The organism is Bacillus sp. FSL R5-0434 (assembly GCF_038004745.1).
In the GTDB taxonomy this organism is placed as follows: domain Bacteria; phylum Bacillota; class Bacilli; order Bacillales; family Bacillaceae; genus Bacillus; species Bacillus halotolerans.
The window spans coordinates 3,261,491-3,286,724 of record NZ_JBBORV010000001.1 but is presented as its reverse complement, the minus strand read 5'-3'; the positions used below and the strand labels follow the sequence as shown (position 1 = coordinate 3,286,724).

The 25,234-nt window shown below is 45.2% G+C and carries 30 protein-coding genes, 1 pseudogene and 1 riboswitch; of the genes and pseudogenes, 25 read left to right on the top strand and 6 right to left on the bottom strand.

The features are described 5' to 3' along the window. Positions 1-77: 77 nt before the first annotated feature. The 3 genes and pseudogenes from NYE43_RS17210 (at position 78) to NYE43_RS17200 (ending at position 1,873) form a co-directional block, all read left to right on the top strand. A complete protein-coding gene (locus NYE43_RS17210) occupies positions 78-515 on the top strand; it encodes a YusW family protein (protein ID WP_095714038.1) in 438 nt (145 codons plus the stop codon). Between the two features lie 214 nt (positions 516-729). After that, positions 730-1,557: an ABC transporter ATP-binding protein gene (locus NYE43_RS17205; RefSeq protein ID WP_095714037.1), complete on the top strand. Its 828-nt coding sequence runs from the start codon at positions 730-732 to the stop codon at positions 1,555-1,557. 27 nt (positions 1,558-1,584) lie between these two features. Further along, positions 1,585-1,873, top strand: a pseudogene (locus NYE43_RS17200) (YusU family protein). Between the two features lie 45 nt (positions 1,874-1,918). Here the strand turns inward: NYE43_RS17200 and NYE43_RS17195 are convergent. Further along, positions 1,919-2,785 (bottom strand): LysR family transcriptional regulator, encoded by an 867-nt coding sequence (locus NYE43_RS17195; RefSeq protein ID WP_185848647.1) that lies wholly within the window; start codon positions 2,783-2,785, stop codon positions 1,919-1,921. Positions 2,786-2,927: 142 nt separating this feature from the next. Between NYE43_RS17195 and NYE43_RS17190 the strand changes: the two genes are divergently transcribed. Both NYE43_RS17190 and NYE43_RS17185 read left to right on the top strand, forming a co-directional pair. Beyond that, the gene (locus tag NYE43_RS17190; RefSeq protein ID WP_185848648.1) at positions 2,928-3,668 is read left to right on the top strand and encodes an SDR family NAD(P)-dependent oxidoreductase; all 741 of its coding nucleotides are present in this window, start codon (positions 2,928-2,930) and stop codon (positions 3,666-3,668) included. Between the two features lie 19 nt (positions 3,669-3,687). Then, positions 3,688-4,071, top strand: a complete 384-nt coding sequence (locus NYE43_RS17185; RefSeq protein ID WP_024122782.1) for a tautomerase family protein — start codon at positions 3,688-3,690, stop codon at positions 4,069-4,071. Positions 4,072-4,105: 34 nt separating this feature from the next. On the opposite strand, the gene mdtP is transcribed toward NYE43_RS17185, so the two are convergent. The 4 genes from mdtP to NYE43_RS17165 form a co-directional block, all read right to left on the bottom strand. Beyond that, on the bottom strand, positions 4,106-5,719 hold the full coding sequence (gene mdtP, locus NYE43_RS17180; protein ID WP_103671374.1) for a multidrug efflux MFS transporter MdtP: 1,614 nt from the start codon (positions 5,717-5,719) through the stop codon (positions 4,106-4,108). 25 nt (positions 5,720-5,744) lie between these two features. Then, a complete protein-coding gene (locus NYE43_RS17175; protein WP_024122780.1) occupies positions 5,745-6,191 on the bottom strand; it encodes a MarR family transcriptional regulator in 447 nt (148 codons plus the stop codon). A 173-nt stretch (positions 6,192-6,364) separates the two neighbouring features. Next, positions 6,365-6,697: a spore coat protein gene (locus NYE43_RS17170; RefSeq protein WP_024122779.1), complete on the bottom strand. Its 333-nt coding sequence runs from the start codon at positions 6,695-6,697 to the stop codon at positions 6,365-6,367. Between the two features lie 12 nt (positions 6,698-6,709). Continuing rightward, positions 6,710-6,955 carry a hypothetical protein gene (locus NYE43_RS17165; protein WP_010331808.1) on the bottom strand — a complete coding sequence of 82 codons (246 nt, stop codon included), beginning with the start codon at positions 6,953-6,955 and terminating at the stop codon, positions 6,710-6,712. Between the two features lie 99 nt (positions 6,956-7,054). Here NYE43_RS17165 and NYE43_RS17160 point away from each other — a divergent pair, with 99 nt between their 5' ends. Continuing rightward, positions 7,055-7,963 (top strand): proline dehydrogenase family protein, encoded by a 909-nt coding sequence (locus NYE43_RS17160; protein ID WP_101859979.1) that lies wholly within the window; start codon positions 7,055-7,057, stop codon positions 7,961-7,963. Between the two features lie 27 nt (positions 7,964-7,990). Here the strand turns inward: NYE43_RS17160 and NYE43_RS17155 are convergent, their stop codons facing one another. Continuing rightward, positions 7,991-8,134, bottom strand: a complete 144-nt coding sequence (locus NYE43_RS17155; protein WP_185848649.1) for a YuzL family protein — start codon at positions 8,132-8,134, stop codon at positions 7,991-7,993. Positions 8,135-8,309: 175 nt separating this feature from the next. Between NYE43_RS17155 and NYE43_RS17150 the strand changes: the two genes are divergently transcribed. The 19 genes from NYE43_RS17150 (at position 8,310) to sufB (ending at position 25,104) form a co-directional block, all read left to right on the top strand. Continuing rightward, positions 8,310-10,679 (top strand): 3-hydroxyacyl-CoA dehydrogenase/enoyl-CoA hydratase family protein, encoded by a 2,370-nt coding sequence (locus tag NYE43_RS17150; protein WP_185848650.1) that lies wholly within the window; start codon positions 8,310-8,312, stop codon positions 10,677-10,679. Between the two features lie 10 nt (positions 10,680-10,689). Then, positions 10,690-11,865, top strand: coding sequence for an acetyl-CoA C-acetyltransferase (locus NYE43_RS17145; RefSeq protein WP_103671345.1), 1,176 nt, complete (start codon positions 10,690-10,692; stop codon positions 11,863-11,865). A gap of 14 nt (positions 11,866-11,879) precedes the next feature. After that, entirely contained in the window at positions 11,880-13,664 is a 1,785-nt protein-coding gene (gene fadE, locus NYE43_RS17140) for an acyl-CoA dehydrogenase FadE (RefSeq protein ID WP_103671346.1), read from the top strand. Between the two features lie 111 nt (positions 13,665-13,775). Continuing rightward, positions 13,776-14,132 carry an arsenate reductase family protein gene (locus NYE43_RS17135; RefSeq protein ID WP_024122775.1) on the top strand — a complete coding sequence of 119 codons (357 nt, stop codon included), beginning with the start codon at positions 13,776-13,778 and terminating at the stop codon, positions 14,130-14,132. Positions 14,133-14,198: 66 nt separating this feature from the next. Next, a complete protein-coding gene (gcvH, locus tag NYE43_RS17130; RefSeq protein WP_010331800.1) occupies positions 14,199-14,582 on the top strand; it encodes a glycine cleavage system protein GcvH in 384 nt (127 codons plus the stop codon). A gap of 55 nt (positions 14,583-14,637) precedes the next feature. Further along, positions 14,638-14,874: a YusG family protein gene (locus NYE43_RS17125; protein ID WP_010331799.1), complete on the top strand. Its 237-nt coding sequence runs from the start codon at positions 14,638-14,640 to the stop codon at positions 14,872-14,874. A gap of 75 nt (positions 14,875-14,949) precedes the next feature. Then, positions 14,950-15,303 (top strand): toprim domain-containing protein, encoded by a 354-nt coding sequence (locus NYE43_RS17120; RefSeq protein ID WP_024122774.1) that lies wholly within the window; start codon positions 14,950-14,952, stop codon positions 15,301-15,303. A gap of 11 nt (positions 15,304-15,314) precedes the next feature. Beyond that, complete coding sequence (locus NYE43_RS17115; protein WP_024122773.1) at positions 15,315-15,635, top strand: thioredoxin family protein; 321 nt, start codon at positions 15,315-15,317, stop codon at positions 15,633-15,635. Between the two features lie 107 nt (positions 15,636-15,742). Then, positions 15,743-16,087, top strand: a complete 345-nt coding sequence (locus NYE43_RS17110) for an SCP2 sterol-binding domain-containing protein (RefSeq protein WP_024122772.1) — start codon at positions 15,743-15,745, stop codon at positions 16,085-16,087. 114 nt (positions 16,088-16,201) lie between these two features. Further along, positions 16,202-16,308: riboswitch (SAM riboswitch) on the top strand. Positions 16,309-16,413: 105 nt separating this feature from the next. Continuing rightward, a complete protein-coding gene (gene metN, locus NYE43_RS17105; RefSeq protein ID WP_024122771.1) occupies positions 16,414-17,439 on the top strand; it encodes a methionine ABC transporter ATP-binding protein MetN in 1,026 nt (341 codons plus the stop codon). Then, positions 17,432-18,100: a methionine ABC transporter permease MetP gene (gene metP, locus NYE43_RS17100; protein WP_010331792.1), complete on the top strand. Its 669-nt coding sequence runs from the start codon at positions 17,432-17,434 to the stop codon at positions 18,098-18,100. Before metN ends, metP begins: the two co-directional genes overlap by 8 nt. A gap of 13 nt (positions 18,101-18,113) precedes the next feature. Continuing rightward, positions 18,114-18,935 (top strand): methionine ABC transporter substrate-binding lipoprotein MetQ, encoded by an 822-nt coding sequence (gene metQ / locus NYE43_RS17095; protein WP_095714027.1) that lies wholly within the window; start codon positions 18,114-18,116, stop codon positions 18,933-18,935. An 82-nt stretch (positions 18,936-19,017) separates the two neighbouring features. After that, on the top strand, positions 19,018-19,395 hold the full coding sequence (locus NYE43_RS17090) for a carboxymuconolactone decarboxylase family protein (RefSeq protein ID WP_038954281.1): 378 nt from the start codon (positions 19,018-19,020) through the stop codon (positions 19,393-19,395). Between the two features lie 192 nt (positions 19,396-19,587). Then, positions 19,588-19,740: a hypothetical protein gene (locus NYE43_RS17085; protein WP_010331789.1), complete on the top strand. Its 153-nt coding sequence runs from the start codon at positions 19,588-19,590 to the stop codon at positions 19,738-19,740. Positions 19,741-19,916: 176 nt separating this feature from the next. After that, positions 19,917-20,702, top strand: coding sequence for a Fe-S cluster assembly ATPase SufC (gene sufC, locus NYE43_RS17080; RefSeq protein ID WP_010331788.1), 786 nt, complete (start codon positions 19,917-19,919; stop codon positions 20,700-20,702). Positions 20,703-20,719: 17 nt separating this feature from the next. Then, positions 20,720-22,033, top strand: coding sequence for a Fe-S cluster assembly protein SufD (sufD, locus tag NYE43_RS17075; RefSeq protein WP_095714026.1), 1,314 nt, complete (start codon positions 20,720-20,722; stop codon positions 22,031-22,033). Further along, the gene (gene sufS, locus NYE43_RS17070; RefSeq protein WP_024122766.1) at positions 22,033-23,253 is read left to right on the top strand and encodes a cysteine desulfurase SufS; all 1,221 of its coding nucleotides are present in this window, start codon (positions 22,033-22,035) and stop codon (positions 23,251-23,253) included. Before sufD ends, sufS begins: the two co-directional genes overlap by 1 nt. Beyond that, positions 23,243-23,686 (top strand): Fe-S cluster assembly sulfur transfer protein SufU, encoded by a 444-nt coding sequence (gene sufU, locus NYE43_RS17065; protein WP_003222809.1) that lies wholly within the window; start codon positions 23,243-23,245, stop codon positions 23,684-23,686. Before sufS ends, sufU begins: the two co-directional genes overlap by 11 nt. 20 nt (positions 23,687-23,706) lie before the next feature. After that, entirely contained in the window at positions 23,707-25,104 is a 1,398-nt protein-coding gene (sufB, locus tag NYE43_RS17060; protein ID WP_003228608.1) for a Fe-S cluster assembly protein SufB, read from the top strand. Positions 25,105-25,234 lie beyond the last annotated feature (130 nt).

Here is a 25,234-nt window from a genome sequence, read left to right as displayed (position 1 = left end):
CTGCTCTTTTCTCTGAATGAGGATTCCATCCCTTGGACATACCTAAAAGAAATGGAATTCTACAGGGGGGAACCATTATGCATTTGATCAGAGCGGCGGGGGCCGTTTGTCTCGCAGTTGTTCTGATTGCGGGCTGCCGTCTCAATGAAGAACAGCAGCAAGCAGAAGGAGAAAATACGGCAGTTACTCATATGAAATCTGTTCCTTACAGCAATTTCTCGCTTCGCGTCAGCTATGGTGACGGTGAGCATAATCGCTATGAAGGGATATACGAAAAAAACGGAACTCATGAAACAGCAGAAATACAAGATAAGCTCTCAGGCATCAATCAAGAGGGAGAAGAAGCGCTGGATGAGATGAAAATGATTCTGAGCGAGCTATCCGTGACAGATCAAATGGCTGAAAAGGAAGTGATTCACAGTGTGCTGGCGGCTTTTAACCTTGACAGCCACTATGATCATATCGACTTAAAACTGAAGCTTAAGAACGGCGCTGTCAGAGAAATTAAAAAATAATCATGTGCTGAAAAACCCATAACCGCCATTTTTGACCAGAAAACTAATTGAAAATGATTTTCAAAGTCACTGTTTTCTGCTACAATGAGGGTATATGACCATATCAGAGACTGAATATTGTATCACTTGCATTGATGACAATTTACTTACATGCATGTCTATATAAAACGTGCGATACATAGAGCTGCTAAAAAGCCAGCAAAAAGGAGCGGTTATGGGTATGAGTGCAATTTCTACAGAAACGCTGAGCTTAGGGTACGGGGATGCCGTTATTATTGATGAACTGAATTTAACGATTCCAAAAGGTGAAATTACCGTATTTATCGGCAGCAACGGCTGCGGAAAATCGACACTTTTACGTTCGTTGGCGCGGCTGATGAAGCCGAGAGGCGGTTCTGTGCTATTGGAAGGAAGAGCGATCGCCAAGCTTCCGACAAAGGAAGTCGCAAAGGAGCTTGCCATCTTGCCGCAGGGGCCTTCTGCTCCGGAGGGACTGACGGTGCATCAGCTTGTAAAGCAGGGAAGATATCCTTATCAAAACTGGCTGAAACAGTGGTCAAAAGAGGATGAGGCAGCTGTTGAGAGAGCGCTTAAAGCCACAAAGCTGGAAGAGATGGCTGACCGCGCCGTCGATTCCTTATCAGGCGGACAGCGCCAGCGGGCTTGGATTGCGATGACGCTTGCCCAGGAAACGGATATTATACTTCTGGATGAACCGACAACGTATTTGGATATGACGCATCAAATAGAAATTCTTGATTTGCTGTTTGAGCTGAATGAGAAGGAACAGCGGACGATCGTCATGGTGCTCCATGATTTGAATTTAGCGTGCCGCTACGCACATCACCTTGTGGCTATTAAAGATAAACAGATTTACGCTGAAGGCCGTCCGGAAGAGGTCATTACTTGTGATCTGGTGCAAAATGTGTTTTCTATGAACTGTCAGGTCACACAGGACCCGCTGTTCGGAACGCCTCTTTGCATTCCTCATGGCCGGGGCAGATGCATTGTCCGGGAAGCGGCTTTCACATCACATGGATAAATAACACGGCTAAAGGAGCTTTCATCAATGAGAAAGCTCCTTGCTGTTTTTTTGAAAGGAAGATGTATAAATGGAACAAAAACTGCAAGAACAGCTGGATGGATTGCTTGAAAAATATACCGAGCTGCTCCTTGGGGAGTCAAATCATGAATTAAAAGAAGAAGTGAAGCAGTGGATCTTGTACACGCATATCGCCAAAAGCATGCCTCCGCTCGCTAAGCATTGGAATACTACATATCCTGACGCAAAGCAGGGCATGAAAGACATCATACAGCATATCAAACAGTTAAACGAAGAGCATCGAAACAAAGAATAGGCTAAAAAAGCAGTCTGCCGCTCATGAACGGCAGACTGCTTTTTGTTATGTGGCTGTTTCATTTGGTGCGAAGGAATCCATAAAGGTGCGCAGCGCGCTGCTGATAAACGAATCCTTCCGGAAAATAAACTCCGTTTTCATCTGTCTGAGAGGTTCAGGGAGCGTGTACAATCGGATCGAACCTTCAGACTCGTGTTTTTGTACAACAGTCCGCGGCAGCAATGAGATGCCAAGACCCGCTGTTACCCCGCCTATAATCGCTTCAAGTGTGCCGAACTCCATAATAACCGGCTGTGTGACGCCGACGGAGCGCAGCCATTTTTCAAGTGTCTCTCGATACGAACAGCCTGTGCTGTAAACGAGAATCGGCTTTGTGATGGCTTCTTCTGCACAGGATACAGATGCAGCGGACACTACTACGGGCTCCTCCTCAAATGCGGGGAAGGACTGAAGCTCAGGATGATTGCATTCACAGCCGATAAACGCTCCATCGAGTTCATACCGAAGAACTTTATCGATTAAAAATTGTGTATGCCCTGTTGTTAAAGACAGCTGTACGTTTGGATACTCTTCATAATACGAAGCAAGCAGTTTTGGTAGCCTGACTGCGGCGGCTGTCTGAGTGGAACCGATCATCAGCTGTCCGCTCGGCTCAGTTGAGGAAGAGAGCGCTTTGGACGCCTCATCCAGCAGCCCGATAATTTTATCCGTATAATCCAGCAGAAGCTTTCCGCTAGAAGAGAGTGTCATGCCTCGGTTATGGCGCAAAAAAAGGGTGGTGCCGAGCTCAGCTTCCAATTGCTGAATTCTGGCCGTCACATTTGACTGCACGTAACCAAGCAGCAGTGCGGCTTTCGTAATTGTGCCTTCACGGGCTACCATTTGAAACACACGCAGATCTCCGCTTTCCATGTTGAATCCCCCGTTCTTTTGATATCAATCTAAATGATATCGAGTATCTTTAACAATCATTATACGTAACACCAAACCTCCATTACAATAAAATCAGCAGTTTAGATTTCAAAATATATACAAACAACAAGGAGTAGCGGCAATGGATCTTAAAAACAAAACAGCTCTCGTCACTGGGGGCGGCACGGGAATAGGAAGAGCAGCATGCATTGAATTAGCGAAACGCGGAGCGATTGTTGCGGTGAATTATTCACGCTCGCAAGCTCAGGCGGAGGAAACAGCAGAAATCATCAAAAGCGAGGGCGGGCAGGCCGTTGCTATCCAAGCCGATGTGTCCAAAAACAGTGAAGTGAAGGACATGGTTCAAGCGATAGTAAAGCAATACGGCACGATTGACGTTTTAATCAACAACGCAAGTATTACACGGCATATTCCAATGGATGATCTCGACGCTTCGACAGAGGACGTATGGGACGAGTTGTATGCAGTCAATGTCAAAGGAATGTTTTTTTGCGCGAGAGCAGCGGCTCCTTTCATGAAAAAAAGCAAGGCTGGGGCGATCGTTAATATCGGCAGTATCGCGGGGTCAACCGGGGCGGGCTCTTCTATGCCTTACGCTGTGTCAAAAGCAGCGGTGCACGGCCTGACAAAATCATTGGCACACGCTTTGGCGCCAGAAATCAGAGTGTGCGGTGTCGCACCCGGAGCTGTCGCGACAAGATGGTGGGCGGGGCGTGAAGAAAAAATGAAAAATATGAGCGGCACTTTGCTGTTGCAGCGAATTGCTGAAGCGAGTGATGTGGCACGGCTGATTTGTTCCGTGCTTGAACAGGAATCCCTGACAGGACAAATCATCACGATTGACAGCGGCCAGACGATGTAAAGAAAGGAGCGCCTGAGAGATGCCATTTGTACAGATTCATTTACGAGCGGGGAGAAGCAAAGAATGGCTTCAAAAACTGAGCAGTGCCATTCACCAGTCTATGATCGAAGAAATCAATGTACCGGCTGATGATTACTTTCAAGTGATCCGGCAATACCAAAAAAGCGAATTTTTTTATGATCCATCTTATTTACAGGTAGAGCGTACAGATGAACTGATTTACATCCATTTTACATTGAAAGATTCAAGAACAACAGAACAGAAAAAATCGTTTTACCATTCAGTGGCAAGCCGGATTCATTCGGAGCTCGGTGTAAGAAAAGAAGATGTGTTTATCATACTGGCCGGAAATCAGGATGAGGATTGGTCCTTCGGAAACGGAAGGGCCCAGATGATCGAATAAAAAAGCCCCGCGGTTCTGTCCGCGGGGCGCTCTATTAATGAGAAGGGGATTCAACGGCTTGTGCCGATTTTTCCTTTTGTTCATCCGTTTTCTTATTCGAAAGCTTAATAGGCTTTAAGAATAAGGTAAATACAGCTCCGACTGCGATAAAGATCAGGCCTGTATAAAATACGCTGTGGAGCGAATCCATCAACGATGTTTTTAATATCGGCATAATATGGGATGAGAAAGCCGCAGGGATTTGTTTAATTGCGTCCGGGCTGAACAGTGATTGCAGCAGCCCTTGCGGATTTGTGTCAATCATGCCCTTTAATTGAGATGCAAAGGCGTTTGCCTGTGCCGGGAGCGAGTCTAAATATGGAACCAGTTTATCAGTCAGCAAGCTTCCGGATCTGGCATTCATTACAGCGCCCAGCATGGTAATGCCGAATGTGCCCCCGATAGAACGGAAGAATTGGCTGGAAGAGGTGACGACCCCAAGCTCCTCTTTCGAAAAGCTTTCCTGTAAAGCCAGCGTCAGAATCGGCATAACAAGACCCATTCCTAGACCGATAATGGCCATATAGGATGTTGCGACAAGTTTGCTCGTGTCTAAATCCAAGGTGGTTAACAGAAGGAATCCGCCAGCCATAATCAGCATGCCTGTTATGATTTGCGGTTTAATTCCTATTTTGTAAACAAGCTGGCCGCCGATAATGCTTGTGATGATCATTGAGATCATCATCGGTGTCATAATGGTGCCTGATTCAGATGCGCTTACACCGACAATTCCTTGCATAAAGAAAGGAACAAACGTAATCGCGCCAAACATTCCGATACTCATAAAAAAGCCGATCAGGTTCAAAAACGTAAATGTTCTATTTTTAAATAGATACATTGGAAGGATCGGTTCTTTCGCTTTCGATTCAACAATAATAAAGCTCACAATTCCGATCAGTGCGAGCGCGAACAAGCCGAGAATCTGCCATGAACCCCATGCGTAATCTTTCCCGCCAAAGCTTAGGGCAAGAAGAAGGCTGACAACCCCGACAATCATTGTAAAAATACCGGCGATATCAAAGTTGATCGGACCGGTCTGCTTACGGCCCTGCAATCCTCTGGCAATAAAAATAACTGCGATAATTCCAACAGGAAGGTTAATGTAAAAAACCCATTTCCAGTTTAATGAATCAACGATCCAGCCGCCGATTTGCGGCCCGATAACAGAGGCAAGCCCGTAAATGGCTCCAAAGACCCCTTGGAATTTGGCACGCTGTTTCCCTGTAAATAAGTCACCAATGACAATCATGGCCATCGGCATCATAATACCTCCGCCAATTCCCTGCAAACCGCGGAAAATAATCAATTCTGTCATATTGTTGGCCATTCCGCACAGAGCTGAAGCAGCCATAAAAATAAGCAACCCTGATACATAGACGATCCGGCGCCCCAATAAGTCCGCTAATTTACCGGCAATCGGCACGACCGTTGTTGATGTTAACAAATACGCCGTAGTCAGCCAGGTCATCATGCTCAAACCGCCAAGATCTCCGACGATTTTCGGCATGGCAGTTCCGACAATGGTACCGTCAAGGGCTGAGAAAAACATGGCAATGATTAAGCCTGTTATTAATAAAGTCCGTTTTGATTGTTTTCCTTCATTACTCATTTCATCCGTTTCCTCTTTTCCTATTTTACTTTTCATTGGTTTCGGCAGCAGCTTGTGCCAGCTTTTTCGTCATATGCGCTGCCTGCAACAGTTCCTCTTCCGTCAGGTAGGAAAGGTATCGTGCCATTATGGCTTTTCTGCCCGCCAGAACGTCCTCGAACTTTCTGTCTCCTTCATCGGTAAGGCTGATATTAATGACTCGCCTGTCTTGGGTATTGTGTTTTCTGACGATCAGATTTTTTTGTTCAAGGCGGTCTGCCATTAACGTTACCGCGCTTGGCTTGACCTCCATCCGTTCGGCAATTTCAGAAATTTTAAGGCTGCCATTCTTTTTTAAGCTTGCGAGCACAAACAGCTGCGCGGGGGTAATCCCCTGTTTCTCCATACTATCCAGCATTTCAGGCTGTATCTTTTGAAAGAGCGCCTGAAGCGATAATTGAATATCAGACATTAACTGATCCGCACTCTTCATCTTCATTTCTCCTCTTTAATATAATCCATGTTTATATTTAATGTATTGAAATAGTTAATGCTTATTAAATATAAATAAGCGTTAATAAAAAGTCAACTGATTTTACACACAAAAAAAGGATAGATGCCAGTAAAGCACATCATACCCTTTTTGCGGATCTGATTGACAGAGCTTTATTGCTGATAAGGAGACTGCTGCTGAATGGTTTGCTGGAACTTTTGATAGGATTGCTGCAGCTTTTGGGCGTCTTCTGCTTCAACAGTATACCATCCGTATTGGAACATGAGATCATACAGTTTTCTTTGCGCTTTTTGTGACTCATCAAAAATGGATTGAATATCCTGATAGAGAGATTCATGGCTGAACTCATGCAGAGCAGTGCAATACGCAGTGGTCATGTATTTTTCCGTTGTCAAAAGTTCATTGACGACATCTCTGTCATTCATTTCTGATGTAGTCGGCACAGGTGTTTGCGGGTTGCTGATTTTCTGATTTTGCTGATTCATTTTGGCGCCTCCTTATTGGATATAGCCGGACTGCTGCTGGCCTGGCTGCAGGTGCTTTAATATTCTTTGATAGTGATCGTGATGCATATGTCCGACGCGGTCTAGTTCTTGTTTTAATGTTTGATCCTGGCACTGCTGCGCCATAAAATGCGCTTTTTTCATCGCGAGCAGATTCCAGTTCAGCATGTCATTCAGATACAAATGATCCTTTGTCGAAATAACAGAGGGCGGCATTTGAGATTGCTGCTGATTGTTCATTGTAATCCTCCTTTGCGTTCTATTCGTTTTATGTTTCCTTCAGTATGGGAGTTATATACAGGTGTTTTGAAGAAGGCTGTATCGTCAGGAGGGAATTGGATGTTGAGACATATGTTTTTATTCTTATCTCAAAATAAAACGCTCACCAAGCTTGCCAAAGCATACGGATCACGGCTGGGGGCGCGGAGATTTGTCGCGGGGGACACGATTGAATCGGCTGTTCGGACCATTAAAAAGCTGAATCGATCCGGTTTGTGCACAACCATTGATTATTTAGGCGAGTATGCGGCTACACAAAAAGAAGCGAGTCGAGTCGCAGAGGAATGCAAGAAGGCGATTCAAGCGATTGCCGAACACCGGTTAGATTCCGAGTTTTCCCTTAAGCTGACGTCACTGGGGCTCGATATTTCAGAAGAGCTGACCGTTTCACATTTGCGTGACATTTTATCTGCTGCGAAGGAAAATGACGTGGCTGTGACGATTGATATGGAGGACTACTCACATTATGAACAGACGCTTGCCATCTACAGGCAGTGCAAGCAGGAATTTGACATGCTGGGTACGGTGATACAGGCGTATCTTTACCGGGCTGCAGAAGATATCCGAAAGCTGCACGATCTGAAGCCGAATCTCAGACTTGTCAAAGGCGCTTACAAGGAATCTGCGGCCGTTGCATTCCCTGATAAAAAAGGAACAGACCTTCACTTTCAGAGCTTGATTAAACTTCATCTGCTGAGCGGGAACTATACTGCCGTCGCTACACATGATGATGACATCATTGCGTTTACGAAGAAACTCGTTGCCGAGCATCAAATCCCGCTGTCACAATTCGAGTTTCAAATGCTTTACGGGATTAGGCCGGAGCGGCAGAAGGAACTCGTGAAGGAAGGGTACAAGATGCGTGTATATGTCCCGTATGGAACCGACTGGTTTAGCTACTTTATGAGAAGAATCGCCGAAAGACCCGCAAATGCGGCTTTTGTGTTAAAAGGGATTTTCAAAAAGTGAAAGCAGCCGCGAACCGCAGCTGCATTGTTATTGTTCCATGTTGTGTTTCTTATACTGCTGATTTTGGCTTGTCTGTTTTCCGCCGCCGTAATGCTGTGTCGGACCGGCATCCCCTTTCACGCTCGCCGCGCTTACTGCTGCTGAAGACGGGTTCTTTTTCTCTCGCACCATTCCCTTCACCTCCGGGTTTAAGTTTCCCGTCTTCTATTTGCTTCATACAAAAAAATAACAAATTAGCTATTGAAGTCGAAACAAAAATCTTTTATGATGAAAGAAGAAACGGGTTTCCATTTTTTTTGACCAAAAAATGAATGATTATTCATTCAACGTTCAAGGGGGATGTCTCATGCACAAACACATTCAAAAAGCAGCCGTTTTAGGATCGGGGGTTATGGGTTCCGGTATTGCTGCGCATTTGGCTAACATCGGAATTCCGGTCCTGCTGCTTGATATTGTGCCGAACGATTTAACAAAGGAAGAGGAGAAAAAGGGGCTGACGAAGGAAAGTCCGGAGGTGCGCAGCAGGCTGAGCAGATCTGCGGTGAAAAAGCTGCTGAAACAAAAGCCCGCCCCTCTTACGTCAGCACAAAATACCGCTTATATTACTCCCGGCAATCTAGAAGATGATGTTGAGAAGCTGAAGGAAGCTGATTGGATTATTGAAGTCGTTGTCGAAAATCTTGAGGTCAAAAAGAAGATTTTCTCTCTCGTGGATGAGCATCGGAAACCGGGCAGCATTGTCTCGAGCAACACGTCCGGCATTTCAGTGCAGGCAATGGCTGAAGGCAGGTCTGATGATTTTAAAGCTCATTTTCTTGGAACACACTTTTTTAACCCGGCGCGATATTTAAAGCTGCTGGAGATCATTCCGATTAAGGAAACGGATCCTGACATTCTGGCGTTTATGACATCCTTCGGTGAAAATGTCCTCGGCAAAGGTGTGGTCACAGCAAAGGACACACCAAATTTTATCGCAAATCGAATCGGGACGTACGGACTTCTCATTACGGTTCAAGAAATGCTGAAAGGCGGCTATCAGGTCGGAGAAGTCGACTCCATCACAGGCCCGCTGATCGGAAGACCGAAAAGCGCAACCTTCAGAACGCTGGATGTTGTCGGCCTTGATACGTTTGCCCACGTCGCCCGAAACGTATATGACAAAGCAGAGGGAGACGAAAAAGAAGTGTTTCGCCTGCCTGACTTCATGAATGACATGCTGCAAAAAGGCTGGATCGGAAGCAAATCCGGTCAAGGCTTTTATAAAAAAGAAGGAAAAACGATTTATGAGCTTGATCCGATGACGCTTACTTACGGAGAACGGTCAAAGATGAAAACGCCGGCTCTTGAAGCGGCAAAGCAAGCTAAAGGGATAAAAGCTAAAATGAAAGCGCTTATTTATTCAGAAGACAGGGCTGGCCAGCTGCTGTGGAATGTCACGTCGCAAACGCTGCTTTACTCAGCCCAGCTGCTCGGAGAAATTGCCGACGATATTCATGCAATTGACCAAGCTATGAAATGGGGATTCGGCTGGGAACTGGGGCCATTCGAAATCTGGGACGCAATCGGTCTCAGACAGTCGGCGGAAAAGCTTGAACAGCTTGGAGCGGAGATTCCCGGCTGGATAAAAGATATGCTGGACAAAGGGAATGAGACCTTCTACATCAGAGAAAACGGAACAGTGCTTTATTACGAAAGCGGCGAATACAGAGCTGTAAAAGAAAACAAGAAACGAATCCATTTACAGTCAGTTAAAGAAACAAACGGCGTCATTGCGAAAAACAGCGGAGCGAGCTTGATCGATCTTGGTGACGATGTAGCGCTTCTGGAATTTCACTCGAAAAGCAATGCCATCGGGCTCGACATCATTCAAATGATCAACAAAGCATTGGAAGAAACAGAGCGGAATTACAAAGGGCTTGTCATCGGCAATCAAGGAAAAAATTTCTGCGTGGGCGCCAATCTTGCCATGATCTTAATGGAAGTACAAGATGAAAACTTTATGGAAGTTGATTTGGTGATACGGCGTTTTCAAGAGACAATGATGAACATCAAATACAGCACGAAACCTGTTGTTGCAGCTCCATTTGGCATGACGCTCGGCGGAGGGACGGAAGTGTGTCTCCCTGCTGCACGAATACAAGCGGCAAGCGAAGCCTATATGGGACTTGTAGAATCAGGAGTCGGCCTTATCCCTGGCGGAGGGGGCAATAAAGAGCTGTACATCAATCATCTTCGCCGCGGTCTTGATCCGATGAATGCGGCCATGAAAACATTTGAAACGATCGCAATGGCTAAGGTGTCAACTTCCGCCCAAGAGGCTCGGGAACTGAACATTTTAAAAGAGGCTGACCGTATCAGCACTAACCAGAATCACCTCCTGTACGATGCAAAGCAGTTAGCCGCCTCTTTATACGATACCGGCTGGCGGCCGCCTGTAAAAGAAAAGGTCAAGGTGGCGGGGGAAACAGGTTATGCCGCGCTTCTGCTCGGTGCAGAGCAAATGAAGCTGTCCGGCTACCTATCTGAGCATGATATGAAAATCGCTAAAAAGCTCGCTTTTGTGATTGCCGGCGGAAAAGTGCCGTTCGGAACAGAGGTGGATGAAGAGTATTTATTGGAAATTGAGAGAGAAGCGTTTTTAAGTCTGGCAGGCGAGGCGAAATCTCAAGCGAGAATGCAGCATATGCTGGTGAAAGGCAAACCTTTACGGAACTAGGAGGGAGTTTATGAAAGAGGCAGTTATTGTGGCAGGAGCAAGAACACCGGTAGGGAAAGCGAAAAAAGGTTCATTGGCCACCGTTCGCCCGGATGATTTGGGAGCCATTTGCGTGAAAGAAACGCTGAAACGAGCAGGCGGCTATGAGGGCAATATTGACGATTTAATTATTGGCTGTGCAACACCTGAAGCAGAACAGGGGCTCAATATGGCGAGAAATATCGGCGCGCTTGCGGGTCTGCCATATACGGTGCCGGCGATTACGGTCAACCGCTACTGTTCCTCAGGTCTTCAGTCCATCGCATATGCGGCAGAAAAAATTATGCTTGGCGCCTACGATACGGCCATTGCAGGCGGAGCGGAATCTATGTCACAGGTTCCGATGATGGGGCATGTGACCCGTCCGAACCTCGCATTAGCCGAGAAAGCGCCGGAGTATTACATGAGCATGGGACACACGGCAGAACAGGTTGCGAAAAAATACGGCGTTTCCCGTGAAGATCAGGATGCTTTTGCCGTGCGCAGCCACCAGAAAGCTGCCAAAGCCCTTGCAGAGGGGAAATTTAAAGATGAAATTGTCCCAGTTGAAGTCAAGGTGACAGAAATCGGCGAAAACCATAAGCCGCAGGAAAAACATACTGTTTTTTCTCAGGATGAAGGTGTCCGCCCGCAAACGACCACAGACATTTTAAGCACATTACGCCCGGCCTTTTCCGTTGACGGGACAGTCACTGCCGGAAATTCCTCGCAAACAAGTGACGGGGCGGCGGCTGTCATGCTGATGGATCGCGAAAAAGCGGATGCGCTTGGTTTGGCGCCGCTTGTCAAATTCCGTTCCTTTGCAGTTGGCGGGGTGCCGCCGGAAGTCATGGGCATCGGGCCCGTGGAAGCCATTCCGCGCGCACTGAAGCTTGCCGGGCTTCAACTGCAGGACATCGGGCTGTTCGAACTGAACGAAGCGTTTGCATCACAAGCCATCCAAGTCATCAGGGAGCTGGGGATTGATGAGGAGAAAGTGAATGTCAACGGGGGCGCTATCGCACTCGGACACCCGCTTGGCTGTACGGGCACAAAGCTAACTCTCTCGCTGATTCACGAAATGAAACGAAGAAACGAGCAATTTGGTGTCGTCACAATGTGTATCGGCGGCGGAATGGGAGCAGCCGGTGTATTTGAATTATGCTAAAGGGGGAAAAACAAATGACGAAAAAAACGGCTGAAGTACTAAAAGGCGGCGGCTTCTTAATCGAGGATGTCACATATGATCAGATGTATACACCGGAGGATTTCACCGACGAGCATAAAATGATTGCGAAAACAACGGAGGATTACATTGAGCAGGACGTTCTGCCGCATATAGATGAAATTGAGAACCATCAATTTGAACATTCCGTCCGGCTTTTGAAGAAAGCGGGAGAACTGGGGCTTCTCGGAGCCGATGTGCCCGAGGAATACGGCGGGCTGGGCCTTGATAAGATCAGCTCGGCGCTGATCACTGAAAAATTTTCGCGTGCGGGAAGCTTTTCACTTTCTTACGGTGCGCATGTCGGCATCGGTTCCTTGCCGATCGTCTTCTTTGGAACGGAAGAGCAAAAGAAAAAATATCTCCCTGATCTGGCTTCTGGGGGAAAGATCGCTGCGTACGCACTGACTGAGCCGGGTTCCGGATCTGATGCGTTAGGCGCAAAAACGACAGCGGTGCTGAATGAAGCTGGAACGCATTACGTATTAACCGGAGAAAAACAGTGGATTACCAACTCAGCTTTTGCCGATGTCTTTGTCGTTTACGCCAAAGTGGACGGCGAAAAGTTTTCCGCTTTTATTGTAGAAAAAGATTTTCCGGGCGTATCAACCGGACCTGAAGAAAAGAAAATGGGAATTAAAGGGTCATCGACGAGAACCCTTATTTTAGATCAGGCTGAGGTGCCGAAGGAAAACCTTCTTGGAGAAATCGGCAAAGGGCATGTCATCGCTTTTAATATTTTAAATATCGGCCGCTACAAGCTGGCAGTAGGAACGATCGGCGCGTCCAAACGGGTGATCGAGCTGTCTGCAGCTTACGCAAATCAGCGCCGCCAATTTAAAACGCCGATCGCAGGATTTTCGCTGACCCAGGAAAAAATCGCGACGATGGCATCAAGACTGTATGCGATGGAAAGCTCTGTGTACAGAACTGTCGGACTGTTTGAAGACAATATGAGCCAGTTTACAGCTGAAGACCTAAAGGACGGAAGACAAATTGCGAAGTCCATTGCCGAATACGCCATTGAATGCTCTCTCAACAAGGTGTTTGGCTCTGAAACGCTTGATTATATTGTCGATGAAGGCGTGCAAATCCACGGCGGCTACGGATTTATGCAGGAGTATGAGGTGGAAAGAGCCTATCGCGATTCCAGGATCAACCGGATTTTCGAAGGAACAAATGAAATTAACCGGTTAATCGTGCCAAGCACGTTTCTGAAGAAAGCGATGAAAGGCGAGCTGCCTCTTTTTGAAAAGGCACAGGCGCTTCAAGAAGAACTCATGATGCTTATGCCTGAGGATCCGGGCACCGGCGTATTAGAGCAAGAGAAATATATCGTCAAGCAAGCCAAAAAAATCGCCCTGTTCGCCGCGGGCCTTGCCGCGCAAAAATACGGAAAAGCGATCGACCGCGAACAAGAAATCCTCGTAAACGTTGCTGATATTGTCAGCAATGTATATGCAATGGAATCAGCGGTGCTCAGAACGGAAAAGGCAATTGCCGCGCAAGGAAGCGATAAAGCAGCGCAAAAGCTGCTGTACACAGAAATTTTCGTTCAAGAAGCCTTTAACGAAATTGAAGCCCATGCGAAAGAATCTTTACTAGCAATGGAAGAAGGGGATTCTCTCCGTATGATGCTCTCGGCTCTCCGCAAGCTGACACGCGTGACGCCTAAAAATGTCATTCGGAAAAAACGTGAAGCGGCAGCGGGTGTGTTCGAGGCAGAAAAATATATTGTCTGAGTCCCAAGGAGCTCCGCTCATCCGGAGCTCTTTTTTTATGAAGCACTGTTTTAGGTTTTTAAAACAAACTGTGTTAAAATAACCTCGATTATTTTATTGAGGGGGAAGAAGATGTCGTTAACTTTTTACTGGTACCCTAAATGCGGAACGTGCCGCAAAGCGAAAAAATGGCTTGAAGAACACGGAAAAGAAATCAACGAAATACATATTGCAGAACAGCCTCCAAGCAAAGAGGAGCTAAAATCGCTTTATGAAAAAAGCGGGCTGGATTTAAAGAAATTCTTCAACACAAGCGGCATGAAATACCGTGAACTGAATCTGAAGGAAAAACTGTATCATATGTCAGAAGACGAACAGCTTGAACTGCTGGCTTCAGACGGAATGCTGATCAAGCGCCCGCTCACAACAGACGGCGAAAAAGTGACAGTCGGCTTTAAAGAAGATCAATTTGAAGAAAACTGGTCATGATGTAAATTTTTTTCGAAAAGTGTGGTATCTTCTTATTGTAGTGCTGTAAAAAATGGAGGGATTCAATTGAGCATACCTAAAGATTTGCGTTACTCAGAAGAACACGAGTGGGTAAAAGTTGAAGGAGAAAAAGCCAAAATCGGCATTACCCATTTTGCCCAATCCGAGCTCGGAGATATCGTGTTTGTTGAGCTTCCTGAAGTCGGCGCTGAAATTAAAGCGGACGAGCCTTTCGGAAGTGTAGAATCCGTAAAAACGGTATCTGAGCTTTACGCACCGATTAACGGAACTGTAGTGGAAGTAAACGAAGATCTTGATGACAGCCCGGAGTTCGTCAACGAATCTCCGTATGAAAAAGCATGGATGATCGTCGTTGAACCGTCTGATGCGTCTGAAATTGAAAAACTAATGACAGCAGAGCAATACGAAGAGATGACACAGCAAGACTAAAACCGGATAGCTGAGCAGGCAATTGGATACGCTAACGCTATGGGAGGTGTCCAATATGGCTTTCAGCAAACAAAAGCTCGATGTCACCAATGATGTGACAGGCCGCTTTCAAAATGGCCGGCTCTCGTTATATCATGAAGATGAGATGATCGGCCAAATGACAGGCATGAATGAATATGAGCTTAAGTCCGGTTTTACCTATGAAAATGAAAAGTTTTATAAGACAGCCGACGTGGTTTCAGGAGACGATCAGAAATATGTGGATTGTGACTACGAAAGCGGCTGGTGTTAATGTTGGCGGTGAATTTCACTGCCTTCTTTTACAATCTGAACGTTTCAAATTTGGCGGCAGGTGAAGCAGATGAACATGGACGAGCTGGAAAAAGTCTTGATTGTTGAAGGGAAATCAGATAAAGAAAAGATTGAAAGCGTCCTGAATGAGCCAGTGCGCATTCTCTGCACAAACGGAACAATCAGCCAGCTGAAGCTGGAGGAATTGGCTGACGAGCTTTATGAGAAGGACGTCTATATTTTGGTTGATGCCGATGAATCGGGCGAGAAATTGAGAAAACAGCTGAAAAGGGAATTTAATGAAGCCTTCCATATACATATCGACAAAGCCTATAAGGAAGTCGCGGCGGCGCCCAGACACCATATAGCATCTGTATTGCTGAGCGCAAATCTGAATGTCCATACGATTTTTCTTGAAAGAAAGACCTGAGGTGTTATAGCATGAAAGAACTCCAAGAACAAGAACTTGAACACATTACTGATGATGTGTATCTCCTATATTTATATACTCCGTTTTGCGGGACCTGCCAGCTGGCAAGCAAAATGCTGACAGTCGTCGAAGAAATGCTTCCGTCTGTCGCCTTCTATAAAAATAATCTCAACTATTCACCGGCGTTTGCTAAAGCATATCAAATTGAAAGCGTCCCTTGTTTTCTGCTGTTTAAGGGCGGGAAAGTAATTGAAAGAGGGTATGCGTTTCATTCCGTTTCTTACTTATATGAGCTGATCAAACAAAAATCATCTTCTGCATCTCATTTATGACATTTTTCTCGGCGCATTCCAATGAAATTGTCGTTCGTTTTATAAAGGGGTTCTTGCGCTGAGGAGAGAAATGTGTATGTATGACCAACAAATAGGAGGTTGTACAAATGGAGAAAGCGGAAGTTTTAGAAGATGATTACCAGCATCTGTTTTTAAAACCCCTTTTGAACACTTCAACATTGCTCATTACCTTCCAAGGAGAAACAGAAGCCTTAACCGTCTCAATAAACGAACAAGGGGAAATGAAAAAGATTTCTCCGCCCCACACGTCCAACCTGACCTTTTATGGAAACCAAACAGAAATCATTGATCTTTTGCATGGAGACATTTCCCTTCAGCACCTGATCCAGAGCGGAAGCCTAAAGGTAAAGGGTTCATTCAGAGCGCTGTTAAAGCTGGAAGCCATTCTGTGGCTGACTAATGGTTTTTTTCAGAGGATTCTAAAGAATTGAAAAATAGTAAATTATTATAATAGTAAAAGTTGACATCATTTATTTTATTGACATTTTATCATTCGCCATGCTATTCTACATTAAGAATTTCCGGACGAAAAAGACTATATATTTCTCTTATCAAGAGAGGTGGAGGGAAGTGCCCTATGAAGCCCGGCAACCATCAACACTGTTGAAATGGTGCCAATTCACACGAAGCGTTCAGCTTTGAAAGATGAGAGAAAGGCGTTTTATATAAGCCTTTCTGCTCAAGTATGCAGAAAGGCTTTTCTTTTGCAGAAAAAACCGGAAGATTTCTTAGAATAGTGTTAAGGCAGGTGATCGCTTTGATCAATCTTCAGGATGTTTCAAAAGTGTATAAGTCGAAACATGGAGATGTCAATGCTGTCCAAAATGTCTCGCTTTCCATAAAAAAAGGTGAGATTTTTGGAATTATAGGATATAGCGGAGCTGGTAAAAGTTCCTTAATCCGTCTGCTGAACGGACTTGAGAAACCGAGCTCAGGAATCGTGGAAGTGGCGGGAACAAAGATTAATGAAGTAAACGGACGCAATTTAAGAAAAGCACGCCATGAAATCAGTATGATTTTCCAGCATTTCAATTTGCTCTGGTCGCGAACTGTCAGAGATAACATCATGTTTCCTTTAGAAATTGCCGGGGTGAAAAAAAGCGAGCGGATCAAGCGTGCCAATGAACTGATTAAACTGGTAGGTTTAGAAGGAAAAGAAAAATCTTACCCATCCCAGCTGAGCGGAGGACAAAAGCAGCGGGTCGGAATCGCCAGAGCGCTCGCAAACAATCCGAAGGTTCTCCTTTGCGATGAAGCGACATCAGCTTTAGATCCGCAAACAACTGATTCAATCTTGGATCTTTTGTCCGATATTAATGAAAGACTCGGTTTGACGATTGTGCTGATCACACACGAAATGCATGTCATCCGAAAAATCTGCAACAGAGTCGCTGTCATGGAAAACGGAAAGGTTGTTGAAGAAGGAGAAGTTCTCGATGTCTTCAAGAATCCGAAGGAAGAAATGACAAAACGATTTGTCCAGCAGGTGACTGAGCCTGAAGAAACAAAAGAAACGCTTCAGCATCTTCTTGACGAAAAAGCGTCAGGAACAACGGTTCAGCTCACATTTGTCGGCGAAGCGGCTGAACAGCCTCTGATTACAGAGATGATCAGAAACTTCAATGTCAGTGTCAATATTCTGCAAGGGAAAATCTCGCAGACGAAGGACGGAGCATACGGTTCATTGTTCATCCATATTGACGGTGACGAGGAAGAAGTGCAAAACGTGATCCGGTTTATTAATGACAAACAGGTGAAAGCAGAGGTGATCACGAATGTTTGAAAAATACTTCCCGAACGTTGATGTAACTGAATTATGGAACGCGACATACGAGACGCTTTATATGACGCTGATCTCTTTGGTTTTTGCCTTTGTCATCGGGGTGATCCTCGGTCTGCTGCTCTTTCTCACAAGCAAAGGGAGCCTCTGGCAGAACAAAGCGGTCAACACTGTGATTGCGGCCATTGTCAATGTATTCAGGTCTATTCCGTTCCTCATTTTAATTATTTTATTACTAGGTTTTACGAAGTTTTTAGTCGGCACCATCTTAGGGCCGAACGCGGCACTTCCGGCGTTAGTCATCGGCTCAGCCCCGTTTTACGCGCGGCTTGCTGAAATTGCGCTGCGCGAGGTGGATAAAGGCGTCATCGAAGCTGCGAAATCAATGGGAGCCAAAACATCAACGATTATTTTCAAAGTGTTGCTTCCGGAATCCATGCCGGCCCTTATTTCTGGGATCACGGTTACGGCCATCGCTTTGATCGGCTCAACGGCAATTGCGGGCGCCATCGGTTCAGGAGGCCTTGGAAACCTTGCATATGTAGAAGGATATCAGTCTAATAATACTGATGTGACCTTCGTTGCTACTGTATTTATTTTAATCATCGTTTTCATTATTCAAATGATCGGTGATGTCATAACAAATATAATAGACAAACGATAAGGGAGGATTTACATTGAAAAAGCTATTTTTAGGTGCATTACTGCTTGTATTTGCAGGAGTTATGGCTGCCTGCGGTTCTAATAACGCTGAATCCGGCAAGAAAGAAATTGTTGTTGCAGCTACAAAAACACCGCATGCAGAAATTTTAAAAGAAGCTGAACCATTGTTAAAAGAAAAAGGCTACACACTGAAAGTGAAAGTGCTTAGTGATTACAAAATGTACAACAAAGCCTTAGCTGATAAAGAAGTGGATGCGAACTTCTTCCAGCACATTCCTTACCTTGAGCAAGAAATGAAAGAAAACAAAGATTATAAACTTGTGAATGCCGGCGCGATTCACTTAGAGCCATTCGGTATTTATTCTAAAAAATACAAATCATTAAAAGATCTTCCCGACGGTGCGACAATTATCCTGACAAATAACGTGGCTGAACAAGGCCGTATGCTTGCAATGCTTGAGAATGCAGGATTAATTACACTTGATTCCAAAGTGGAGACAGTCGATGCAACACTGAAAGACATTAAGAAAAACCCGAAAAACCTTCAGTTCAAAAAAGTAGCGCCTGAATTAACGGCAAAAGCATATGAAAACAAAGAAGGAGACGCGGCCTTCATCAATGTGAACTACGCGATCCAAAATAAATTAAATCCTAAAAAAGACGCGATTGAAGTGGAATCAACAAAAGATAACCCTTACGCCAATATCATTGCAGTGAGAGATGGCGAAGAGGATTCTGCAAAAATCAAAGCGCTGATGGAAGTTCTTCACTCTAAAAAGATCAAAGACTTCATCGATAAAAAATATGACGGAGCTGTGCTTCCTGTATCTGAATAAGACTGAAACCCCGGATGAGAAATCCGGGGTTTTTTGGGTATTTTCCTTAAAGCTGTTCATAATAAAAAGGAATGTTAAACAGATGGAGGGATTTTCTTTGAATCAAGATAGAGGAAGCATGCAGGACGCGCTAAAACAATATAAACAAAGTTTAGGCACATTTGAACAGAAGATGCCGATGATGGGAAGAAAGTTTAACGAATTTACCGAACAATGCTTTGCAGCTAATTCGCTAACAGAAAGAGAAAAACAGCTGATTGCACTGGGGATCGCCATCAATGCTCAGGACGAATATTGCATGATCTATCACACAAAAGGCTGTCTTGACCAAGGAGCGACGGAAGAAAACATTCTTGAAGCTGTCAGTGTGGCGGCTGCATTCGGAGGCGGAGCTGCTCTAAGCCAAGGTGTGACAGTTGTCCAGCAGTGCATAGAGGAATTTGGAAACACTACGCATTAGAAGAAGGAATATTCCGAAAAACGATTCTCATTTCAACTCAAAGGGTCCTTTCGTCTCATCCGTTGTTATATCAAGCCATATCCATTTTGCAGCGCCGGTCGCAGAGCTGATACAATAGCAGTAAATAAATGAAGGGATTGATTCATTATTTGCAGCAGCCAGGACAGACTGGACCTCGATTATACGTCAGAAATGGAAAAAGCGATGCAGCTGTCTCATGGAATCGGATACGAGGAATACGGACGCCGGCTGGATACAAGAATGGAAGTTGAGCGGCAGAGAGAGCTTGAATATAAAAAATGCAAGCGGTATTCTGCGGAGCTTAATGAGAAAATCGGTCTTTAAAAAAGGGTGGGAATCCACTCTTTTTCTTTTTCAATTGCTTTAATAAAGTGCTGAACTTTGTTAAACTTGAGAAATGTGCAAGGCACGATAAAAAGTTGTATTTACTTTTCATTTGTTATAAAATTAGAATGAGAATAAAATGAGAATAATGATTATATATTTTTGGAGGTATAGATATGGCTGCTTCAACATTAACGATCAAAGATCTTCACGTTGAAATCGAAGGGAAAGAGATCTTAAAAGGTGTAAACCTTGAAATAAAAGGCGGAGAGTTCCACGCCGTAATGGGACCGAACGGTACTGGTAAATCAACTCTGTCAGCTGCTATTATGGGGCATCCTAAATATGAAGTAACGAAGGGCAGCATCACGCTTGACGGCAAAGATGTACTGGAAATGGAAGTGGACGAGCGTGCGCAGGCAGGTTTGTTCCTTGCAATGCAGTACCCAAGTGAAATCAGCGGTGTGACAAATGCCGACTTCCTTCGTTCTGCGATCAACGCGCGCAGAGAAGAAGGCGATGAAATTTCTCTTATGAAATTCATCCGCAAAATGGACGAAAACATGGAATTCTTAGAAATGGACCCTGAAATGGCTCAGCGCTACCTCAACGAAGGCTTCTCAGGCGGGGAGAAAAAACGCAACGAAATCCTTCAGCTGATGATGATTGAACCGAAAATCGCCATCCTTGATGAAATCGACTCAGGTCTTGATATTGACGCTCTGAAAGTTGTATCAAAAGGGATCAACAAAATGCGCAGCGAAAGCTTCGGCTGCCTGATGATCACTCACTATCAGCGTCTGTTAAACTACATCACTCCTGATGTGGTTCACGTTATGATGCAAGGCCGCGTTGTAAAATCCGGCGGTGCAGAGCTTGCACAGCGTCTTGAAGCAGAAGGTTATGACTGGATCAAAAAAGAACTTGGCATTGAAGACGAAACTGTAGGCCAAGAAGCGTAAGCGTTAGGGGGATTAATATGACACTAGATACAAAACTATCCGTAGATCAGGAGTATCTCAAAAGCTTTTCCGAAAAGCATCAAGAACCTGCCTGGCTGAAAAACCTGCGCTTACAGGCTCTTGAACAAGCTGAGGATCTGCCGATGCCGAAGCCTGACAAAACAAAAATCACAAACTGGAACTTCACGAACTTCGCGAAGCATACAGTTGATAATGAGCCGCTTTCTTCATTAGAAGATTTGACTGATGAAGCAAAAGCGCTGATCGATGTCGAAAACGAAGATAAAACGTTATATGTACAGCGTGATCAGACGCCTGCATACCTTTCTCTTTCTCAGGAATTGAAAGACAAAGGCGTCATCTTTACTGATATTTTGACTGCTGCCCGCGAGCACAGCGACTTAGTGGAGAAATACTTTATGAAAGACGGCGTGAAGGTTGATGAGCATAAATTAACTGCACTTCACGCAGCTCTTGTTAACGGAGGGGCATTCCTCTATGTTCCGAAAAATGTTCAGGTGGAGACGCCGGTTCAGGCTGTTTATGTCCACGAAAGCAACGATACAGCTCTATTCAACCACGTATTGATTGTGGCGGAAGACCATAGCTCAGTAACGTATGTAGAAAACTACATCAGCACGGTCAACCCGAAAGATGCTGTATTCAATATTATCAGTGAGGTTATCACAGGTGATAATGCCAGTGTGACATACGGTGCGGTGGATACTCTGTCTTCCGGCGTGACAACTTATGTCAACCGCCGCGGTGCTGCGCGCGGACGCGACAGCAAAATCGAGTGGGCTCTCGGCCTCATGAACGATGGCGACACCATTTCCGAAAACACAACAAACCTTTACGGTGACGGCACTTATGGCGACACGAAAACGGTTGTTGTCGGAAGAGGAGAGCAAACAGAAAACTTCACGACACAAATCATTCATTTCGGTAAAGCTTCTGAAGGATATATCTTGAAGCACGGTGTGATGAAGGATTCCGCTTCTTCTATCTTTAACGGAATCGGCAAAATCGAACATGGCGCTTCTAAAGCGAATGCGGAACAGGAATCCCGTGTGCTGATGCTCAGCGAAAAAGCGCGCGGAGACGCAAACCCTATTCTTTTAATTGACGAAGACGATGTAACTGCAGGACATGCGGCATCTGTCGGCCGTGTGGACCCTATTCAGCTTTACTACCTGATGAGCCGCGGGATTGCGAAAGAAGAAGCAGAACGCTTAGTCATCTATGGATTCCTTGCGCCGGTAGTTAACGAACTTCCGATTGAAGGCGTTAAGAAACAATTGGTTTCTGTTATCGAAAGGAAAGTGAAGTAATGAATATCACAGATATTCGTGAACAGTTCCCGATCCTTCATCAGCAAGTGAACGGACATGATCTCGTTTATCTCGACAGCGCGGCGACTTCTCAGAAGCCGCGTGCTGTCATTGAAACACTGGATAAGTATTATAACCAATACAATTCCAATGTTCACCGGGGCGTCCATACGCTTGGAACCAGAGCGACAGACGGTTATGAAGGAGCGCGTGAAAAAGTCCGCAAGTTTATTAACGCGAAGTCAATGGCTGAGATTATTTTCACAAAAGGCACGACCACATCATTGAACATGGTGGCGCTAAGCTATGCACGCGCCAACCTCAAACCGGGTGATGAAGTGGTCATCACCTATATGGAGCATCATGCGAATATCATTCCGTGGCAGCAGGCTGTCAAAGCGACTGGCGCCACATTAAAATATATTCCGCTGCAGGAAGACGGCACGATTTCATTAGATGACGTCAGAGCAACGGTCACAAGCAATACAAAGATTGTTGCGGTATCTCATGTGTCTAATGTTCTCGGCACGATCAACCCGATAAAAGAAATGGCGAAAATTGCTCATGACAACGGGGCTGTCATTGTGGTGGACGGTGCACAAAGCACGCCTCACATGAAAATTGACGTGCAGGATCTCGATTGCGACTTCTTTGCGCTTTCTTCCCACAAAATGTGCGGCCCTACCGGAGTAGGTGTGCTGTACGGAAAGAAAGCCCTGCTGGAAAACATGGAGCCTGCCGAATTCGGCGGTGAAATGATTGACTTTGTCGGGCTTTATGAATCAACTTGGAAAGAGCTTCCGTGGAAATTCGAAGCGGGTACTCCGATTATTGCTGGAGCAATCGGTCTCGGTGCCGCAATTGATTTTCTCGAAGAAATCGGTCTTGATGAGATTTCCCGCCACGAGCACAAGCTTGCAGCTTATGCGCTTGAACGCTTCCGTCAGCTTGACGGCGTGACGGTTTACGGACCGGAAGAGCGTGCCGGGCTGATCACATTTAACCTTGATGATGTTCATCCGCACGATGTGGCAACCGTACTTGATGCGGAAGGGATCGCTGTCAGAGCGGGTCACCATTGCGCCCAGCCGCTGATGAAATGGCTGGATGTAACTGCTACTGCGAGAGCAAGCTTTTATCTGTATAATACAGAGGAAGAGATTGATAAGCTTGTGGAAGCTCTTCAAAAGACAAAGGAGTATTTTACAAATGTCTTTTAATGCAAACTTAGATACATTGTACAGACAAGTGATTATGGATCATTACAAAAACCCGCGCAACAAAGGGGTTTTGAATGACAGCATCGTCGTGGATATGAACAACCCGACATGCGGCGACCGAATCAGACTGACAATGAAGCTTGACGGAGACATCGTGGAAGATGCGAAATTTGAAGGGGAAGGCTGTTCCATTTCAATGGCATCCGCTTCGATGATGACTCAGGCGATTAAAGGGAAAGATATTGAAACAGCCCTTTCCATGTCTAAGATTTTCTCGGATATGATGCAAGGGAAAGAATATGATGATTCTATAGATCTGGGTGATATTGAAGCCCTTCAAGGCGTTTCAAAATTCCCGGCCCGTATTAAATGTGCAACCCTGTCATGGAAGGCACTTGAAAAAGGAGTCGCTAAAGAAGAGGGCGGCAATTAAAAGGATTGGAGTGAAAATGGATGGCTAAAAAAATGCCTGATATTGGTGAATACAAATATGGTTTTCACGACAAGGACGTTTCCATTTTCCGTTCAGAGCGCGGATTGACAAAAGAAATCGTAGAAGAAATTTCTCGCATGAAAGAAGAGCCTCAATGGATGCTTGATTTCCGCTTGAAATCACTTGAACATTTCTACAACATGCCAATGCCACAATGGGGCGGAGATCTAAACTCACTGAACTTTGACGAAATTACGTACTACGTAAAACCGTCTGAGCGTTCAGAGCGTTCTTGGGATGAAGTTCCTGAAGAAATTAAGCAAACATTCGACAAGCTCGGGATTCCTGAAGCTGAACAAAAATACCTTGCGGGTGTTTCTGCTCAGTACGAATCAGAGGTTGTATACCACAACATGAAAGAAGATCTTGAAGCGCAAGGCATCGTCTTTAAAGATACAGACAGCGCGCTGAAAGAAAATGAAGATATTTTCCGTGAGCACTGGGCAAAAGTGATTCCGCCGACTGATAACAAGTTTGCGGCGCTGAACTCAGCTGTTTGGTCCGGCGGATCTTTCATCTATGTGCCAAAAGGCGTGAAGGTTGAGACACCGCTTCAAGCTTACTTCCGTATCAACTCTGAAAACATGGGTCAGTTCGAACGTACACTGATCATCGTTGACGAAGAAGCAAGCGTGCATTACGTTGAGGGCTGTACGGCACCTGTTTACACAACAAACTCTCTTCACAGTGCGGTTGTTGAAATCATCGTGAAAAAAGGCGGCTACTGCCGTTATACGACGATCCAAAACTGGGCGAACAACGTTTACAACCTAGTAACGAAGCGTACAGTATGTGAAGAAAACGCAACGATGGAATGGATCGATGGCAACATCGGATCTAAACTGACAATGAAATATCCGGCTTGTATCCTAAAAGGCGAAGGCGCGCGCGGTATGACGCTTTCTATCGCTCTTGCGGGTAAAGGCCAGCATCAGGATGCGGGTGCAAAAATGATTCACCTTGCGCCAAACACATCTTCCACAATCGTATCAAAATCGATCTCTAAACAAGGCGGGAAAGTAACCTACCGCGGAATCGTCCACTTCGGACGTAAAGCGGAAGGCGCCCGTTCCAACATCGAGTGTGATACGCTCATTATGGATAACAAATCAACATCAGATACAATTCCTTACAATGAAATCTTAAATGATAACATTTCATTGGAGCACGAAGCGAAAGTGTCTAAAGTATCTGAAGAACAGCTCTTCTACTTGATGAGCCGCGGTATTTCCGAAGAAGAAGCGACTGAAATGATCGTAATGGGCTTCATCGAGCCATTCACAAAAGAGCTTCCAATGGAATACGCAGTTGAAATGAACCGTTTGATTAAGTTCGAAATGGAAGGTTCTATTGGATAACTAACGAAAAACCCTTGTTTATCAAGGGTTTTTCTTACTTTTGGCACGTGCCAAGTTTCTATTGTGCCAACTTTTATGCCAAGTTTTTTGTTATCTTGATGTGTAAGAAGCGTATTTTTCAAGCTCATCT

Coding starts and splice junctions, on each gene's coding strand:
- NYE43_RS17185 (WP_024122782.1), top strand. CDS start 3,688: ATGCCATTTGTACAGATTCATTTACGAGCGGGGAGAAGCAAAGAATGG.
- NYE43_RS17085 (WP_010331789.1), top strand. CDS start 19,588: ATGGAAAAAGCGATGCAGCTGTCTCATGGAATCGGATACGAGGAATAC.
- NYE43_RS17165 (WP_010331808.1), bottom strand. CDS start 6,955: ATGAACAATCAGCAGCAATCTCAAATGCCGCCCTCTGTTATTTCGACA.
- NYE43_RS17170 (WP_024122779.1), bottom strand. CDS start 6,697: ATGAATCAGCAAAATCAGAAAATCAGCAACCCGCAAACACCTGTGCCG.
- metP (WP_010331792.1), top strand. CDS start 17,432: ATGTTTGAAAAATACTTCCCGAACGTTGATGTAACTGAATTATGGAAC.
- NYE43_RS17155 (WP_185848649.1), bottom strand. CDS start 8,134: ATGGTGCGAGAGAAAAAGAACCCGTCTTCAGCAGCAGTAAGCGCGGCG.
- NYE43_RS17115 (WP_024122773.1), top strand. CDS start 15,315: ATGAAAGAACTCCAAGAACAAGAACTTGAACACATTACTGATGATGTG.
- NYE43_RS17160 (WP_101859979.1), top strand. CDS start 7,055: ATGTTGAGACATATGTTTTTATTCTTATCTCAAAATAAAACGCTCACC.
- NYE43_RS17190 (WP_185848648.1), top strand. CDS start 2,928: ATGGATCTTAAAAACAAAACAGCTCTCGTCACTGGGGGCGGCACGGGA.
- NYE43_RS17125 (WP_010331799.1), top strand. CDS start 14,638: ATGGCTTTCAGCAAACAAAAGCTCGATGTCACCAATGATGTGACAGGC.
- NYE43_RS17210 (WP_095714038.1), top strand. CDS start 78: ATGCATTTGATCAGAGCGGCGGGGGCCGTTTGTCTCGCAGTTGTTCTG.
- NYE43_RS17135 (WP_024122775.1), top strand. CDS start 13,776: ATGTCGTTAACTTTTTACTGGTACCCTAAATGCGGAACGTGCCGCAAA.
- NYE43_RS17205 (WP_095714037.1), top strand. CDS start 730: ATGGGTATGAGTGCAATTTCTACAGAAACGCTGAGCTTAGGGTACGGG.
- sufC (WP_010331788.1), top strand. CDS start 19,917: ATGGCTGCTTCAACATTAACGATCAAAGATCTTCACGTTGAAATCGAA.
- fadE (WP_103671346.1), top strand. CDS start 11,880: ATGACGAAAAAAACGGCTGAAGTACTAAAAGGCGGCGGCTTCTTAATC.
- NYE43_RS17150 (WP_185848650.1), top strand. CDS start 8,310: ATGCACAAACACATTCAAAAAGCAGCCGTTTTAGGATCGGGGGTTATG.
- NYE43_RS17195 (WP_185848647.1), bottom strand. CDS start 2,785: ATGGAAAGCGGAGATCTGCGTGTGTTTCAAATGGTAGCCCGTGAAGGC.
- sufB (WP_003228608.1), top strand. CDS start 23,707: ATGGCTAAAAAAATGCCTGATATTGGTGAATACAAATATGGTTTTCAC.
- NYE43_RS17120 (WP_024122774.1), top strand. CDS start 14,950: ATGGACGAGCTGGAAAAAGTCTTGATTGTTGAAGGGAAATCAGATAAA.
- mdtP (WP_103671374.1), bottom strand. CDS start 5,719: ATGAGTAATGAAGGAAAACAATCAAAACGGACTTTATTAATAACAGGC.
- sufS (WP_024122766.1), top strand. CDS start 22,033: ATGAATATCACAGATATTCGTGAACAGTTCCCGATCCTTCATCAGCAA.
- sufU (WP_003222809.1), top strand. CDS start 23,243: ATGTCTTTTAATGCAAACTTAGATACATTGTACAGACAAGTGATTATG.
- NYE43_RS17175 (WP_024122780.1), bottom strand. CDS start 6,191: ATGAAGAGTGCGGATCAGTTAATGTCTGATATTCAATTATCGCTTCAG.
- NYE43_RS17090 (WP_038954281.1), top strand. CDS start 19,018: ATGGAGGGATTTTCTTTGAATCAAGATAGAGGAAGCATGCAGGACGCG.
- sufD (WP_095714026.1), top strand. CDS start 20,720: ATGACACTAGATACAAAACTATCCGTAGATCAGGAGTATCTCAAAAGC.
- NYE43_RS17145 (WP_103671345.1), top strand. CDS start 10,690: ATGAAAGAGGCAGTTATTGTGGCAGGAGCAAGAACACCGGTAGGGAAA.
- NYE43_RS17110 (WP_024122772.1), top strand. CDS start 15,743: ATGGAGAAAGCGGAAGTTTTAGAAGATGATTACCAGCATCTGTTTTTA.